General features: G+C 75.8%; 15 protein-coding genes. 8 read left to right on the forward strand and 7 right to left on the reverse strand.

The window, feature by feature from the left end:
- Positions 1–84 precede the first annotated feature (84 nt).
- Complete coding sequence (locus tag ACFZBX_RS34045) at positions 85–1311, reverse strand: helix-turn-helix domain-containing protein (protein ID WP_391537667.1); 1227 nt, start codon at positions 1309–1311, stop codon at positions 85–87.
- Between the two features lie 348 nt (positions 1312–1659).
- Between ACFZBX_RS34045 and ACFZBX_RS34050 the strand changes: the two genes are divergently transcribed.
- Positions 1660–3663 carry a M4 family metallopeptidase gene (locus tag ACFZBX_RS34050; protein WP_391537704.1) on the forward strand — a complete coding sequence of 668 codons (2004 nt, stop codon included), beginning with the start codon at positions 1660–1662 and terminating at the stop codon, positions 3661–3663.
- A 91-nt stretch (positions 3664–3754) separates the two neighbouring features.
- Here ACFZBX_RS34050 and ACFZBX_RS34055 read toward each other — a convergent pair whose 3' ends face one another.
- The gene (locus ACFZBX_RS34055; protein ID WP_391537668.1) at positions 3755–4384 is read right to left on the reverse strand and encodes an RICIN domain-containing protein; all 630 of its coding nucleotides are present in this window, start codon (positions 4382–4384) and stop codon (positions 3755–3757) included.
- A 145-nt stretch (positions 4385–4529) separates the two neighbouring features.
- On the opposite strand from ACFZBX_RS34055, the gene ACFZBX_RS34060 reads away from it, so the two are divergent.
- A complete protein-coding gene (locus tag ACFZBX_RS34060; RefSeq protein WP_391537669.1) occupies positions 4530–5432 on the forward strand; it encodes a LysR family transcriptional regulator in 903 nt (300 codons plus the stop codon).
- A gap of 9 nt (positions 5433–5441) precedes the next feature.
- On the opposite strand, the gene ACFZBX_RS34065 is transcribed toward ACFZBX_RS34060, so the two are convergent.
- Complete coding sequence (locus ACFZBX_RS34065) at positions 5442–6653, reverse strand: MFS transporter (RefSeq protein ID WP_391537670.1); 1212 nt, start codon at positions 6651–6653, stop codon at positions 5442–5444.
- Between the two features lie 210 nt (positions 6654–6863).
- Between ACFZBX_RS34065 and ACFZBX_RS34070 the strand changes: the two genes are divergently transcribed.
- Positions 6864–7238, forward strand: a complete 375-nt coding sequence (locus ACFZBX_RS34070; protein WP_391537671.1) for a hypothetical protein — start codon at positions 6864–6866, stop codon at positions 7236–7238.
- Positions 7239–7286: 48 nt separating this feature from the next.
- Here the strand turns inward: ACFZBX_RS34070 and ACFZBX_RS34075 are convergent, their stop codons facing one another.
- The gene (locus tag ACFZBX_RS34075; RefSeq protein ID WP_391537672.1) at positions 7287–8036 is read right to left on the reverse strand and encodes a DUF4232 domain-containing protein; all 750 of its coding nucleotides are present in this window, start codon (positions 8034–8036) and stop codon (positions 7287–7289) included.
- A 243-nt stretch (positions 8037–8279) separates the two neighbouring features.
- On the opposite strand from ACFZBX_RS34075, the gene ACFZBX_RS34080 reads away from it, so the two are divergent.
- A complete protein-coding gene (locus ACFZBX_RS34080) occupies positions 8280–9101 on the forward strand; it encodes a hypothetical protein (protein WP_391537673.1) in 822 nt (273 codons plus the stop codon).
- 12 nt (positions 9102–9113) lie between these two features.
- Here the strand turns inward: ACFZBX_RS34080 and ACFZBX_RS34085 are convergent, their stop codons facing one another.
- Both ACFZBX_RS34085 and ACFZBX_RS34090 read right to left on the reverse strand, forming a co-directional pair.
- A complete protein-coding gene (locus tag ACFZBX_RS34085; RefSeq protein ID WP_391537674.1) occupies positions 9114–9815 on the reverse strand; it encodes a 2-phosphosulfolactate phosphatase in 702 nt (233 codons plus the stop codon).
- Positions 9816–10035: 220 nt separating this feature from the next.
- Positions 10036–10383, reverse strand: a complete 348-nt coding sequence (locus tag ACFZBX_RS34090) for a hypothetical protein (RefSeq protein ID WP_391537675.1) — start codon at positions 10381–10383, stop codon at positions 10036–10038.
- Positions 10384–10595: 212 nt separating this feature from the next.
- On the opposite strand from ACFZBX_RS34090, the gene ACFZBX_RS34095 reads away from it, so the two are divergent.
- The 4 genes from ACFZBX_RS34095 to ACFZBX_RS34110 all read left to right on the forward strand — a co-directional run bounded on the left by ACFZBX_RS34095 (position 10596) and on the right by ACFZBX_RS34110 (position 14730).
- Positions 10596–11546, forward strand: coding sequence for a 2-hydroxyacid dehydrogenase (locus ACFZBX_RS34095; protein ID WP_391537676.1), 951 nt, complete (start codon positions 10596–10598; stop codon positions 11544–11546).
- A gap of 34 nt (positions 11547–11580) precedes the next feature.
- On the forward strand, positions 11581–12771 hold the full coding sequence (locus ACFZBX_RS34100; RefSeq protein ID WP_391537677.1) for an acyl-CoA dehydrogenase family protein: 1191 nt from the start codon (positions 11581–11583) through the stop codon (positions 12769–12771).
- A gap of 16 nt (positions 12772–12787) precedes the next feature.
- Positions 12788–13537, forward strand: coding sequence for an SDR family NAD(P)-dependent oxidoreductase (locus tag ACFZBX_RS34105; RefSeq protein WP_391537678.1), 750 nt, complete (start codon positions 12788–12790; stop codon positions 13535–13537).
- Positions 13538–13662: 125 nt separating this feature from the next.
- Entirely contained in the window at positions 13663–14730 is a 1068-nt protein-coding gene (locus tag ACFZBX_RS34110) for a methyltransferase (RefSeq protein WP_391537679.1), read from the forward strand.
- A 17-nt stretch (positions 14731–14747) separates the two neighbouring features.
- Here the strand turns inward: ACFZBX_RS34110 and ACFZBX_RS34115 are convergent, their stop codons facing one another.
- Entirely contained in the window at positions 14748–15557 is an 810-nt protein-coding gene (locus tag ACFZBX_RS34115; protein ID WP_391537680.1) for an SAM-dependent methyltransferase, read from the reverse strand.
- Positions 15558–15569: the final 12 nt, after the last annotated feature.

Below are 15569 nucleotides of genomic sequence, written 5' to 3' on the forward strand. Positions count from 1 at the left end.
GGGGCCTCTGCCCCGTCCATTCCCGCCCGGCCGGCCCGGCAAGCCTCACGGACCGGCCGGGCCGGGCGGGCGGGCGGGCGGCGCTCAGAGCTCGGGGTCGGTCCGGGACCAGGCCCTGCCGTCGTGGAAGTAGGCGGGCGCGTCGCGGACGGCGGTGGTGCGGAAGGGGCGGCCGTGGTCGTCGACGCGCAGCCGGCCCTGGCGGTCGCCGCTGCTCCAGACCAGGTCGAGGTACCAGGTGACGTCCTGGGAGGCGGTGGTGGCGTCGATGTTGAGGACCTGAGGGTCGGTCGCGGAGACCCGGTAGGGGAAGTTCGACGTGGCGGGCGCGCCCGCGTCGTCCAGGCCCGGCACCGGGGTGACGCGGGGCGCGGACGAGTCGAGGTCCACCGCGAAGGCCGCCGGGGTGAGGGCACCGCCGCAGCCGGAGCCGGGGGTGTAGGCGTTGCCCTTGGGCGCCGGGCGCGTGCTGACGACCTGGAGGTACGCGGCGTGCAGGACGACCGGGGTGGCGTCGGCGCCCTGGACGGTCAGTTGCAGGCGCAGGTGTCCGCCGGGGACGCCCTGCTGGGCGGCGGCCCAGCCGTCGACGTCCGCGGGGTTGTCCGGCGGCACGGCCACCTGGCCCGGGGTACGGGCGGAGAGGAACCACTGGCCGCAGGGGCTGCCCCAGTTGTCGGTCAGGACGTTGACGTGGAAGGGGGCCGGGGTGTCCTCGGCAGGGGCCGGGGCGGCGCTCGACGGCGTGTTGCCCGGGGTCGGGGACGGGGGCGGCGGTGGCAGGGTCGGTGTGGCGGACGGCGCGGGCGGGAGGGCGGCGGGTTCGCCCCGGCCGTACAGGACGAACGCCGAAACGGCGGTGACCAGGACGACCGCCAGCACGGCGCCGAGCACCGCCCTGACGCGGCGTCGGCCGGCCGTGGTGGCCGGGCCGGTCGGGGCGGTCGGGGCGGTCTCGGTGATCGCGGTGATCGCGGTGGTCGCGGTGGGGAGGGACGGCGGTGGCACCGCTGCCGGAGGCGCGGCGGCCGGCCGGGGCCTGGTCGCCGTCGTGCCGCTCTCCCGGCGCCGCGCCGCGTCCGCCACGATCCAGCGGCGGTGCAGTTCGACGAGTTCCTCGTCGCTCGCCCCGCAGGCGCGGGCGAACCGCTCCACCGGCGCGTACTCGGTGGGGACCGCGGCGCCGTTGCAGTACCGGTGCAGGGTGGAGGTGCCGGTGTGCAGCCGGGTCGCGAGCGCCCCGTAGCTGTGGCCCGAACGTTCCTTCAGCGCCCTCAGCGTCCCGGCGAACTCGTCGGTTTCCACTCCCACCAGGACTCCCCCGCACCACGGCCCCGGCCCGGCCTCCCGCCGAACCCGCAGCTCACGCTACCGGTAGCCGGTCCGCGATCCCCAATCGCGGGTCCGTTCGGGCAACGTCCGGTCCGGTCCGGAACCGGGGCCCCGGCTTGACGGAACTTGCCAACCCCGGGCATCACACGCACCAACCGTTGACCGGAGCATGACGTCATGTGAGGGTTCGAGCACCCGAGCGCGGACGGCCCGCACGGCCGTCCCCACACACGGCCCTGCGGTGTGCCACCAGCCATTCCCTCCGCGGTCGAGGACCCCCACAAGCTAGGAGCCTCGATGAAACGCAGTGCCACCGCAGGCCGGTTGCTGACCGCCGCGACCACGCTGACCGTGCTGGCCGGCACCATCGCCGCCACTGCGGGCCCGGTCACCGCCGCGCCCGTCCCCGCCCCGCCGAGCGGACCGGCCGCCGCCGTGCAGGCCGCCGACGCCGCGGTCGCCGGGGGCGCGAACGCCCTGGCCAAGGGCTCGGACGACACCTACGAGCGCACCAACGTCACCCCCTGGGTCGGCGGCCTCTACTCCGTCGCCTACGAGCGCACCTACAAGGGCCTGCCGGTGGTCGGCGGCGACGCCGTCGTCCTCGCGGACTCCCAGGGCCAGGTCCACGGCCTGCAGTCCGCCGCCACCGGCCCGGTCGGCGGCACCACCACCGCCCGGATCAGCGCCCAGAAGGCCGAGAAGACCGCGCGCACCAAGCTGGCCACCGTCGACTCCGTCGAGTCCCGCCGCCTCGTCGTGCGCGTCAAGGACGGCGACAGCGGCCGACTCGCCTGGGAGACCGTGCTCACCGGCCGTACCGGCGAGGCCCCCAGCCGCCTGCACGTCTTCGTCGACGCCACCACCGGCGAGGTCATCGAGAGCTACGACGACGTCCGGGCCGGAACGCTCAACAGCAAGTGGAACGGCCCCACCCCGACCATCAACACCACGGGCTCCGGCAGTTCCTTCTCGCTGCGCGACCCGAGCCGTCCCGGGCTGAGCTGCGCCGACAACGCCACCGGCCAGGTGTTCACCAAGTCCTCGGACTCGTGGGGCAACGGCAGCGCCACCAGCAAGGAGACCGGCTGCGGCGACGCCATGTTCGCGGCGCAGAAGGAATGGGACATGCTCCGCGACTGGCTGGGTCGCAACGGGCACAACGGCAACGGCGGCAGCTGGCCGGTCAAGGTCGGCCTCAACGACGTCAACGCCTACTGGGACGGCTCCTCGATCTCGATCGGCCACAGCCAGGCGAACGAGTGGATCTCCTCGATCGACGTCGTCGGCCACGAGTTCGGCCACGGCATCGACCAGTTCACCCCCGGCGGCGCCAACAACGAGAACGGCCTGGGCGAGGCCACCGGCGACATCTTCGGCGCGCTGACCGAGGCCTACGCCAACCAGACCTCCCCCTACGACGACCCGGACTACCTGGTCGGCGAGATGATCAACCTGGTCGGCCGCGGCCCGATCCGCAACATGTACAACCCCTCGCTCGTCAGCAACAACCCCAACTGCTACTCCGCCTCGATCCCGAGCACCGAGGTCCACGCGGCCGCCGGCCCGCTGAACCACTGGTTCTACCTGCTCGCCGAGGGCTCCAACCCGGGCGGCGGCAAGCCCACCAGCCCGACCTGCAACAACTCCACGCTCACCGGCGTCGGCATCAAGGACGCGGGCCGGATCTTCTACGGCGGCATGCTGCTCAAGACCAGCGGCATGACCCACAAGAAGTACCGCACCACCACCCTGACCGCCGCCAAGAGCCTCGACCCGAGCTGCAACCTGTTCAACCGCACCAAGGCCGCCTGGGACGCGGTCAGCGTCCCGGCCCAGGCCGGCGACCCGACCTGCAACAACAACGGGAGCAACGACTTCTCGCTGTCGCTGAGCCCGTCGTCCGGCTCGGTCAAGCCCGGCGCCTCGACCACGGCGACCGTCAACACCGCGGTCACCTCGGGCACCGCGCAGACCGTCGTGCTGACCGCCTCCGGCCTGCCGTCGGGCGTCACCGCGACCTTCAGCCCGTCGTCCGTCCAGGCCGGCTCCGCCGCCACCCTGACCCTGTCGGCCGCCTCGTCCGCCGCGACCGGCAGCTACCCGGTCACCGTCACGGGCACCGCCGGGAGCACCGTCCACACCGCCCAGTTCACGCTGACGGTCGGTAACGGCACGCCCAACCCGGGCGGCACCTGGACCGTCGGCACCACCTACCAGGCGGGTGACGTCGTGACCTACAACGGGGTCAGCTACCGCTGCCTCCAGGGCCACACCGCCCTGGCCGGCTGGGAGCCGTCGAACGTCCCGGCGCTCTGGCAGGCCGTGTGACCGGGAGCCTCTGACATCCGGTGAAACCGCCGCGCCGCGGTCCGTCGAGGGGACGGACCGCGGCGCGTTCGGCCTTCGGGCCCGGGGTGGATCAGTTGTACCACCACTCCTGGTTGCCCTGGCCGTAGCCGCAGTCCCACAGCTGGACCACGTTGCCGCGGCCCCAGTCGTAGATGTCCAGGCACTGGCCGGCGGGACCGGGGAAGCCGGGAGGCACGCTGGGGAACGCGCGGTTGACGAAGCGCCAGCGGCCGGCGCTCGCGGGTACGGTCCAGGACTGCGAGGCGCTGTTGTCGCACGGGAGCTGGACGAGTTGCTGCCCCCGGCCCCGGTAGCCGTCGACGCACTTGCCGCCGGCGTTGCTCCGGATCTGGTAGCCGCCGCTGGTGGCGTTGAACGAGATGTTCCAGGACTGGTTGGCGCCGCCGTGACAGCCCCACATCTGGACCCAGGGCCCGTTGCCCCAGTCGTAGACGTCCAGACACTTGCCGCCGGCCTCGGGGGCGTTGCTGGTGAGCGTGTACGTCCGGGGCGGGTACTCGCCGACCGTCGCGGCCGCACCGGCCGCCGCCGTACTCGCCGCGAGGGTGCTGCCGGAGGCCACGGGCGCCGCCGGCTGCGCGGCCGCGGGCTGCCCGACCGCGACCGCGGGCCCTGCGCACAGTGTCAGCGCCACCGCGGCGGCGGCGAGGGCCGGTCCAACTCGTCTGGAGCGGTTCATGGTTGGTTTCCTTTCCGAGGAGTGGTTCAGACCAATGACGGTAGGGCTGCGGCGGCGCCCGCACACAGTCGAGTACCAGCCGTTCCGATCATGGCCGGGCACCGGCGTTCGGCGGGCCCGGGAGGGTGGGGCGTAGGCTGCCGAGGTGGAACCACCGACGCCCGCGCCGCTCCTGCCCGAACTGCCGTTGCAGGAGCTGGAGTGCTTCTCCGTCCTCGTCCGCGAGCTGCACTTCGGCCGGACGGCGCAGCGCCTCGGCCTCTCCCAGGGGCGGGTCTCCCAGCTGATCAAACGCCTGGAGAGCCGGGTCGGCGCCCCGGTGTTCCGGCGGACCAGCCGCCGCGTCGAGCCGACCGCCCTCGGACGCGCCCTGGCCGAGCAGGTGGTGCCCGCGTTCGAGCGGCTCAGGGAGGGCTACGACGCGGCCCGCACCCGCGCTGCCACGGCCCGGCCGCTGCGGCTGGGCTTCCAGTGCGCGGTGTACGAGCCGGTCGCCCGGGTGATCGCGGGCCTGCCGGAGGGCACCACGCGGCTGGTCGAGATCCCGTGGGCGGACCCGTTCTCGCAGCTCGCCCGGGGTGAGGTGGACCTCGCCATCGTGCTCGCCCCGTGCCGGGAGCCGGGGCTGGAGGTGCTGATGACGTTCTCCCGGCAGCCGGTGTACGTGGCGGTCAACGCCGCGCAGCCGCTGGCCGGAGCGGACGCCGTGGACGCCGAGGAACTGGCCGCGCTGGCGCTGGTCGAACCTCGGGGCCCGGCCCCCGACTACTGGCGGCAGGCGAACGCGCCCCGGCGCACTCCGGGCGGTCGTGCGCTGTCCTACCCGGCGGGGGCGGTCACCCTCCAGGAGGGGCTGTCCATGGTGGCGAGCACCCGCCACGGGCTGCTGCTGTGCGAGCGCAGCACGTCGTACGTCCAGCGGCCGGACATCCGCTACCTGCCGGTGCCCGGGCTGGAGCCGACCGACCTGGTGCTCGTCCAGCGGGAGGGGCGGGCGCATCCGCTGGCGGCGGAGTTCGTCGGTCTGCTGCGCGGGCAGGTCGACTGAGCCCGCGGGCTACCGGCGCCGCCGGTGGCCGGACGGCCGCGCCGGCACGGTGAGCAGCAGTCCGGCGGCGGCCAGGCCCGCCGCGGTGAACAGGACCGCGCGGTTCCCGGCGCGGTCCACCACCAGGCCGCCGGCGAGGGAGCCGAGCGCGATGCTCGCGTTGAACACCCCCGCCCAGAGGGCCGCCGAGGCCTCGGTCACCGCCGGGGCGGCCGTGCGCACCCAGGCCTGGGTGGCCACCGACACCCCGCCGTACGAGAGGCCCCAGAGGACCAGGACGAGCAGCACCCCGACCATGCCGCCGGTGGCGAACGGGAGCAGCGCGGCGGCCAGGGCGACGCCGGTGAGGGCGGCGGCGACGGCCGCCCCGGGGTGGCGCCCGGACAGCGGGCCGAGGGTGAAGTTCCCGGCGACCCCCGCCACGCCGTAGACCAGCAGGCAGCCGGCGATCACACCGCTGCTCAGGCCCGCGTCGGCTTCGAGGACGGGGCGGACGTAGGTGAAGCCGGCGAAGTGGCCGAGCACGACGAAGGCGGTGACGGCGATCGCCACGGCCACGCCGCGGTGGCGCAGGGCCGAGGCCGGTCCGCCCGGCCGTTCGCCGTCGTGCACCGGCGGGGCGGGCAGCTCGGGCAGGACGGTGGCGAGGGCGGTGGCGCAGAGGGCGCCGAGGGCGGCGAGCGTCCAGAACGCGAAGCGCCAGTCGAACAGCGCGGCCAGGTAGGTCCCCAGCGGGACGCCGAGGACGGAGGCGATGGAGACGCCGGAGAAGACCAGCGTCATGGCGAGGGCCGTCCGCGGGCCTTCGGCGAGGCGCGGGCCGAGGCCGGTGACCAGACCCCAGACGATGCCCATCGCCACGCCGAGCAGGATCCGGGCGGCGGCGAGGACGGCGAAGCCCGGGGCCAGGGCGGTGAGCGCGTTCGCCAGGGCGAGCAGCAGCATGAAGGCCACCAGGACGGCGCGGCGCTCGCGCCGGCCGACGAGCCGCGGGGCGAAGGGGGCGAGCGCGGCGGCGATCAGGCCGGTGATGGTGAGGGACAGTCCGGTGACCCCGTCGCTGACCCCGAGGCCGTGCGACATCTCGGTGAGCAGCCCGACCGGCATCATCTCGGAGGACACCAGGGTGAAGGTGGCGAGGGCGACGGCGAGGACCGGCGACCAGCGCTGCGGGGCGGTGGGCGGAGCGGGCGGTGGGGCGAGGGTTTCCGCGTTTGTCATGCGATCAGCCCATCAGCCGGGGAATGGGCCGAACAAGATCGATGACCTCATCGATCGATGAGCCTGGCTCATCGATCGCGCGGCCTCGCCGGGTCCGCGGGCACACCCCCGGGCGCCTGTCGCGTGTCGCCCGCCGCCGGGCGCCGGGTACCGTGACGGTGCGGCACCGCGGGGTGCCCGGTGGGCGATCGACGGAGAGGCGGAGAACGGATGACCCTGGAGGAGGGCCGTCGCGTCCGGCTGGCCGAGGACCTCGGGATCGGCGACGCGCACGCCGGGGAGCCCGCGGCGGTCGTCGGGTTCCTCTCGCTGGGCGCCGGAATCGAGGGCACCGTCGAGCGGGTGAACGGGGAACTCCCCCAGAGCCAGGAGGTCCGCGAGTACCAGCGACTCAAGGCGCTCCTCGACGACTACGGGCACACCATGCCGCAGGCGAGCCGCGAGCGGCTGGAGGCGGAGATCGCCGGGTTGGAGCCGCAGTGGGCCGCGTACCGGGGGCGGGGCAGGCGGGTGACGGTCCGGGTCCGCTGGGACAACGGCTTCGTCCTGGACGAGGTGCACGAGGACGTCCTCACCACGCTGTGACGGCGCCGGGCGCCGGCCCCTCCCCCGGCGGGCGGGGCTGGGCCGGGCTCAGGGCTGCTGGTCCGCGGTGGCCGCTGAGGCGGCCGCGTCCGCGACGGTGGCCCGGTAGAGGCCGAGCCTCGGCTTGAGGACCTTCGCGCCGGAGCCGAGCGGGAAGTTGCGCGTCTCGGCGGTGGGCATGTGGTCGCCGTCGGCCAGCACGTTGAGCTGGTCGATGCCCGGCGCGGTGCCGGTGCTCGCGCCGCCGGGGTTGAGGTCGATCACCGCGTAGGCGGTCTTTCCGGCACCGACCGGGTGGGCGGGGGCGCCGCCCAGGCCGCCGGGGACCAGCGGCCTGACGTCCTTGCCGCGGTCGGCGGCGTGCGAGTCGCCGAGGCTGACCAGCGGGTGGTAGCTGAGGCCGCAGGCGTGCGCGCCCTGGTTGCGCACCTCGATCACCCGCTGGGTCGGCGCCTCGGGGCGGGCGGTCACCCGGACCGTCAGGTCCTTGCCCTCGCACGGGTGGGCGTAGGCGTAGGCGTCGTCGTCGGCCGCCCCGGACGCGCCCGCCGCCGTGGGCCTGCCGGCGGCGGGGGCCGATGCGGTCGCCTTGGGTGCCGCCGGCGCCGGAGCGGCGGCGGCGTCGGTGGCGGCGGGCTTCGGCGCCGCGGCGTCCGGGGCGGCGGGCTTCGGGTCGGAGGCCGAGGTCTGCTTCGCCGGCTGCGGCCCGTCGGACAACCCGTCCGGCCCGCAGGCGGTCAGGGCGAGGGCGGCGGCGGCGAGCGCGGCGGGGACGAAGAGAGCACGGCGAACGGGCATGACGGACCTCTGGAGGAGCGAAGGGCTTGGAGGGGGCGGTCGGCGCCGGACCCGGCGCCCCGCCGAGCAGCACTCTGACCCGCCGTCCGCCCCACTCGCCAGCCCCTCCGGGCGATCCGGCACGCTGGAACGGTTCCACCCCTTCCGACCTGCGAATTCATGCCCTGCCTGGAACGGCCGCGCGGGACGTCCCAGGCGGAAATCCATTGGCGGGGACGTGCTGTGATCGGCCAGGGTGGGCCCGTGGCCGATCGTGCGAACTTCGTCGTGGTCCGCGGGAGCGGCGAGTACGAGCTGTACCTCTCCCGCTTCGGCGCCGTGGGGATCGACCTCGACCTGCTCGTCGGGCCGGCCGGGACCCTCGCCATGGTCCGGCGGCTGAGCGCGGACGACCGGTGGCTGGACGACGTGTTCTGCCAAGGGGCGGCACTGCTCGACCTCGGCCGGAAGGTGCTGCTGCTGTTCGCCTGGGAGGGGCCGAGCGTCGGCCTGCGGCACCGGGCCGCGACCCTGGAGCTGCTGCGGCAGGCCTGGGCGGGGTGGGAGGTGCGCTGGGCGTACGACGGCAACGCGGATCTGCGGACCTACCTGGGGCTGGACCCGGAGCACGTCCGTGACCGCGACGGCGGGACCTCGGCCGGGGCGCTGCTGGAGCCGGACGACGAGGGCCTCGCGGAGCCGGACCCGATGGCCGCGGTGGTGACGGTCGGGTCGGACCGCTGCTTCGTGGTGGCGACCGCCGGCGACCACCCGGTCCGGGAGGGGAGCGCCCTGCTCGACCGGCTGGTGGGCGCCCCGGAGCACGGCGTGTGCCGGGTGGCGGCCGAAGCCGGGGTCCACGTCGATCCGCTGCGGCGCCGGGTGGGCTGGTGGGTGCTCGGGTCGGCGGCGGAGGCGTACGAGATGCCGAGGCGGTGGCCCGGGTGGACGGTCGAGTTCTGGGAGGACCGCTGGGAGGAGCACGTCCGGGCGGCCGGAGGCCGGTTCCGGCCACCGGCGGTCGACCGCGAGCGGGCGCTCGCCGAGGTCCGGGCGGCCGCCGCCGAGCATCGCCGGACGGTCTGACCCGCGCGCAGGTCAGACCCGGGCGCCGCCGGTCGGCGCAGGCACGGCGCGGGGGCGGAGGACCATCAGCGAGTCCTCCCAGGCCGCCGCCATGGCGAAGGGGAAGCGGTCGAGTTCGAGGCAGAGGGCGACGTCGTCGGGGTGGGCTCCTTGGCGCACCCCCTCCGACAGTTCGGCGGCCGCGCGTGATGCGCCGGCGCGGCGGAGGAACTCGGCCGCGTCCGTCCCGGGCTCGGTGACCCTCCGGGCGATGTACTGGGCGCAGGCGAGGTCCTCCTCGGCGCGCCCGTCCTCGCCCGTGACGACGAAGGTGACGCCGTCGCACCCGCCCGTCCGCAGGAGCCGGGCCGTCGCCTCCGCCACCACGAAGCTCGCGCAGAGCACCAGCGACGCGTCCTTCACCGCGAGGGCTCCGACGGTGCCCGCCGTGGTCTTCTGCACGACGGTCCGTCCGGTGAGGTCGGCGGAGCGCAGCATGGCCGGCGAGTTGACGGCGTCGAACCCGGGCGCGGGCGGGCCGTCCTTGAGCGCCACCCAGTCCGGGTGGCGGGCCTTGAGCGCGAGGGCTTCGTCCAGCGACCCGGCGAGAACGATCTTCTCCGCCCCCCGGGCGAAGGCCCAGGCGGCCACCGTGTAGGCGCGCATCACGTCGATGACGACCGCGACGGACGGGGTTTCGGTCAACTCGGTGATGCCGAGGAATCGGGCGTCCATCCGGTCATGATCGCGCGGATCCGGCCGGCGGCGTCCGGATGGTGACGCGGGTCACTGCCCGGGCGTCGCATCGGCCCGCGCGGCGCGCGGCGGCGCCCGCATTGCCACCGGGGCGGTCTCCGGCCGCCGGGCCCACCACCGCAGGAGCCCGGGTGCCGTGGGCGAAGCCGCCCGCCCGCCGGGGCACGTCGGTGCGCCCCGGCGGTGGCCGTTCGGCGGTTCAGCGCTGGCAGAACAGGGTCGCCCTCGCGGAGAACCAGCCGCCGCCGGTCGACCTGAGGTCGACGGCGAGGACGTAGCACTGGCTGCGCTGCCAGCCCGCCCCCTGCGCGTAGAGGTAGGCCAGGTTGACCGCGCCCGTGCTGGCCGTTTCCATCGAGCCGCCGGAGCTGCCGGCGGTGAACTGCGCCGTCTCGGTCACGGCGGCGGACCCGCCCGAGCGAACGCTGACGGCGCTCCCGGCACCGGCCGGGGCTGCCTGCGCGGAGGCGGCGGCCCCGAGGAGGCAGGCCGAGGCGGCGAGGGCCACGGCGGTGACGCGCAGGCGGAGCGTGGACGTACGGGTCATGGGAACTCCTCGTTCACGGGTTCGGCGGTCGACGGGGCCGGGTCGGATCCGGCGAACCCAGCGTCACCGGGCGCGGCCCGCCCGGGCAAAGCCCTTCGATCCCCCTCGAATCCGGACCGCGCGGCAGCGTGCGCTGTCACAACCGGCGGGCCTGTCCGGTCGTATCGGATGACCGGCGTATGCCGGGACCCCGAAGCGAAAGGCCGACCACCGTGCCCAGCGACGCGCCCCCGGACCGCCGGCAGGTCTGGCTGCCCGCCGAGTTCACCCGCCTCGCCGGCCTGCCCGGCACCCTGCGTTACGCCCACTGGGACGGTCGCTCGCCGTTCCCCTCGGACCCGGGCACCGTGGAGTTCTACGTGCCGCCGCTCGTCCAGGACCTCGGCATCATCGGCCGGCCGCTGGAACGGATGACGCGGCTGCGGGCCGTCCAGGCGCTCAGCTCGGGAACGGACGGGCTCGGGGCGCGGCTGCGCCGGCTGCCGGGGCCGGTCACCCTGTGCAACGCCCGGGGTGTGCACGCCCGCAGCACCGCCGAGCTGGCGCTGACGCTCGTCCTCGCCTCGCTGCGCCGGGTACCCGAGTACGCCCGCGGCCGGCGCGCCGGGGTGTGGCGGCCGGCCGTGACGCCCTCGCTGTACGGGCGTTCGGTGCTGATCGTGGGCTACGGCGCGGTCGGCGGCGCCCTGGACGGACTGCTGGCCCCGTTCGGCTGCGCGGTCACCCGGGTCGCCCGCACCGCGCGCGACTGCCCGCGCGGGCCCGTGCACGGCGCGGACCGGCTGCCGGAGCTCGTCGCGGACGCCGACGTCATCGTGCTGACACCCGCGCTGACACCCGCCACCCACCACCTCGTGGACGCGGACCTGCTGGCCCGCGTGCGCGACGGCGCGCTGCTGGTGAACGTCGCCAGGGGCGAGGTCGTGGACACCGCCGCCCTGCTGGCCCGGGTGCGCGAGGGCGGGCTGCGCGCCGCGCTCGACGTGACCGACCCGGAGCCGCTGCCGGCCGGTCATCCGCTGCGCGCGGCGCCCGGGGTGCTGGTCACCCCGCACGTCGGCGCGTTCACCTCCACCATGTGGCCCCGGCTGGAGGCCCTCATCTGCCGCCAGCTGGGGCGGTTCGCGGCGGGCGAGGAACTCGCCAATGTCGTCGCCTACTGACGCCGGCACCACCCGAGAGAGGGAAAGGACGACCATGGACACCGCGCCTCCCGCCACCGCGCACCGCCCCGACGACCCCGGGCCGGTCGCGGCGGCCCGCTCGCTGGTGCCGCTCCTGACCGAGCAGGCCCCCCGCACCGAGGAGCGGCGCCGTCTGACCGGAACCGCCCTGGCCGCCCTGCGCGAGGCCGGGCTGCTGCGCCTCGGCACACCCCGGGCCCTCGGCGGCCACGGCGCCTCCGTGCGCACGGCGGTGGAGGTGTGCGAGGAGCTGGCGCGCGGCTGCTCCGCCGCCTCCTGGACGGTCGGCATCGCCTACGGCGGCGCCCTGTTCGCCTCCCAGCTCGACCATGACGTGCGGGCGGCCCTGTGGCGGGACGACCCGGACACCGTCGTCTGCGGCACCGCCAACCCGTCGGGCGCGGCCCGGCGCGTCGACGGGGGCTGGACCCTGGACGGCCGGTGGGCCTGGATCTCCGGCATCCACCACGCCTCCTGGGCCCTGCTCGGCTTCGAACGGGCCGACGCCGGTACGGAACGCCTGCTGGCCCTGGTCCCCGCCGGCGCGCTGGCCGTCGAGGAGGTCTGGCGGATGGCCGGGATGCGCGGCACCGGCAGTGACACCGCCCTCGCCGAGGGGGTGTTCGTGCCGGACTCACGCACGGTCTCGCTCACCGCCATGGCGGACGGCGTCTACCGCCGCCGCCACCCCGGCGAGCCGCTGGTCCTCTTCCACCTCTCCATCAACCTGCCCCTGGTCGCGACGGCGGTCGGCCTCGCCGCCGCGGCGCTGGAGCGGGTGCTGGACTCCGTGGCGCGGGGCCGGCGCGCCCTCTCCCCGCTGTACCGGCTGGTCGCCGAGGCCCCGGCACACCAGCTCGACGTGGCCCGGGCCGCGACGCTGACCGACACCGCGCGCCTGCACCTGCGCCGCGCGGCCGACGAGGTGGACGCGCACGCGGGCGCCGGCCTGCTGCCGCCGCCGGTGGAGCGGGCCCGGCTGCGGATGGACGCCGCGCACGCAGTGCGCTGCGCCCGCGAGGCGGTGGGCCTGCTGCTGGACACCGCGGGCGCGGGCAGCTTCGCGGACGGCGCGGAACTGCAGCGGATCTGGCGCGACATCGAGACGGCCTCCCGGCACGCCGCCCTCAGCGTCCAGACCCACCAGGAGATCTACGGCCGCGCCCTGCTCGGGGCCCCGCTGCCCGCCGGCCCGGTGATCTGAGACAGGGGTGGAGACGATGACGACCACGACGACGCCCGGCGCCCGGGTGGCGCTGGTCACCGGCGCGGGCGGCGGCATCGGCGCCGCGACCGCCGCCCGGCTGCACGAACTGGGCCACCGGGTGGCCCTGCTGGACGTCGACGGCGAGGCGGTGAGCGCCCTGCGCGAGCGGCTCGACCCCGGCGGGAACCGCGCGCTGGCGCTGCGCGCGGACGTCGACGACCCCGACGCCGTGCACGGCGCGCTGCGCGAGGTCCGCGCCGTCTGGCACTCCCCCGACATCCTGGTCAACAACGCGGCCCGCACCGCCCCGGGCTCGGTGTGGGACGTCGGCCTGGCGGAGTGGGACGCCGTGCTGGCCACCAATCTGCGCAGCGTCCTCACCCTGACCAGGCTCTGCGCGCCCGCGATGCGCGAACGCGGCTGGGGGCGGGTGGTCAATCTCGCCTCGCTGGCCGGCCAGCAGGGCGGCATGCTCGCCGGTCCGCACTACTCCGCCGCCAAGGCCGGGGTGCTGGTGCTGACCAAGATCTTCGCCCGGGACCTCGCGGCGGCCGGGGTGACCGTCAACGCCGTCGCCCCGGCCGCCGTCCACACCCCCGCCGTGGCGCGGCTCGGCGCGGGGGCGGCGGCGCGCTCCGTCCCGGTGGGCCGGATGGGCCGGGCTGCGGAGGTGGCCGCGCTGGTGGCGTACCTGGTGGGCGAGGACGCCGGGTACGTCACCGGCGCCACCTTCGACATCAACGGCGGCAGCCACATGCGCTGAGCGCGGTCCCGGAAGCCGGGCGTCCACCACCCGAAGGGACGGGATCGCGGTGCGCCGCGCTTCGGGGCGGCCGCCGCTGGGCAGCCTCCCGGGCGGACACGGACGGCCGCGAGGAGGAGGACGGGATGAGCCAGGATCAGGACCGGACCGACGGCGGGCAGGCGCACCCGGGGACGGCGGGCACCGAGGACGGCCTCAGGCGCTCCGCCGCCTTCCTGGTCGACGAGGCCCTCGGCTTCCTCTTCCCCGCCGCCCTGCGCGCCGCCGCCGACGTCGGGGTGGCCGACCACCTCGCGGACGGCCCCGCCACCCCCGCCGAACTCGCCGCCGCGACCGGCACCGACGCCCGCAACCTGCACCGGGTGCTGCGGCTGCTCGCCACCCGGGGCGTGGTGGCGGAGGACGAGCGGGGCCGGTTCGCGCTCACCGAGGCCGGACAGGCGCTGCGCAGCGACGTCCCCTACTCGGTGCGCTCGGCCGTGCAGATGCTCACCGACCGCACCATGTGGCGGCCGGCCGGGGAGCTGACGCACTGTCTGACCGAGGGCACCACGGCGTTCGAGAAGCTCTTCGGCATGCCGTTCTTCGACCACTTCGCCAAGGACGAGCGGACCGCCGCCGTCTTCCACGTGGGCATGGCCGCGATGTCCGACCAGGAGAACGCGCCGATCGCCGCCGCCTACGGCTTCCCGCCGAGCGGCACCGTGGTGGACGTCGGCGGCGGCCACGGCGGCCTGCTGCTGGAGGTGCTGCGCGGCAACCCGGGCCTGGCGGGCGTGCTCTACGACCGCGCGCACGTCCTCGCCGGGAACCGGCTGGCCGCGCACCCGGAGGTCGCGGGCCGCTGGACGACGCGGGAGGGCGACTTCTTCTCCGCCGTGCCGGCGGGCGACGTCCTGCTGCTCAAGCGGATCACGCACGACTGGGACGACGACGACTGCACCACCCTGCTCGGCCACTGCCGCCGCGCCCTGCGCCCGGGCGGCCGGGTGCTGGTGCTGGACGCCGTGGTCCCGCCCGGCAACGCGCCCCACCAGTCCAAGGACCTCGACCTGATGATGATGGCCTCCCTCACCGGCCGCGAGCGCACCGAGGCCGACTTCGCGGAGCTGTTCGAGCGCGCCGGGCTGCGGCTGTCACGGGTGATCCCCACGCCGACCGTCCTGTCGGTGGTCGAGGCGGTCGCGGCCTGAGGCAGCCGCCCGCGCCCTCAGCCCCCCGGGCGCCGGACCGCCTCGATGAAGCCCGCCGCGGAGGGGCCGGGCAGCGGGCGGGCGTAGCGCCGGGCGAGCTGTTCCAGGGTGGTGAGGCCGGTGGTCCAGCCGTGGCCGTCGAGCCAGTCGCGGGTGCCGGGACCGAGGCCGCCGCGCCACAGGACGGTGAGGTGGGCGAGTGCCGGGTCGTGGGGCGTGACGGTGACGTCCCGGCCCTGCTCCAGCAGCAGCCTGCTGCCCGGGGCGGCCAGCGCGGCGACCGCCGTGAGCAGGCCGGCCGCCTCCTCGGGCGCGAGGTAGACCAGCAGGCCCTCGGCGAGCCAGGCGGAGGGCCGCGCCGGGTCGAAGCCGGCGTCGGTCAGGCGGGCGGGCCAGTGCGGCTCCAGCAGGTCGGCGGGCAGGACGGTGCGCCGGCTCCTGGGCTCGGCGCCCAGGCCGTCGAGGACCCGCTCCTTGAAGGCCAGCACCGGGCCCAGGTCGAGTTCGAACACCCTGGTCCCGGCCGGCCAGTCCAGCCGGTGGGCGCGGGTGTCCAGGCCCGCCGCGAGCAGCACGACCTGGTCGGCGCCGGCGGCGAGCAGGCGGTCGTCGTAGAAGCGGGTGCGCAGGATGCCCTGGGCGACCAGGGCCTCGGCGAGGCCACCGGTCGGGCCCTCCGCGGGCAGCGGTACGTCGGCGGCGGCGGCGAACGCGGCGGCGTACGGGTCGTCGAAGAGCGGGTCGGGGCGGGCGCTCTCGTAGGCCCGGACCAGGGCGACGGACAGGGCGGTGCGGGACACCGGGCGCAACGGTTCGGAGGTCGTCATGGCAGGGCAATC

The sequence above is a fragment of the Kitasatospora sp. NPDC008115 genome (genome assembly GCF_042957205.1).
Lineage (GTDB): Bacteria > Actinomycetota > Actinomycetes > Streptomycetales > Streptomycetaceae > Kitasatospora.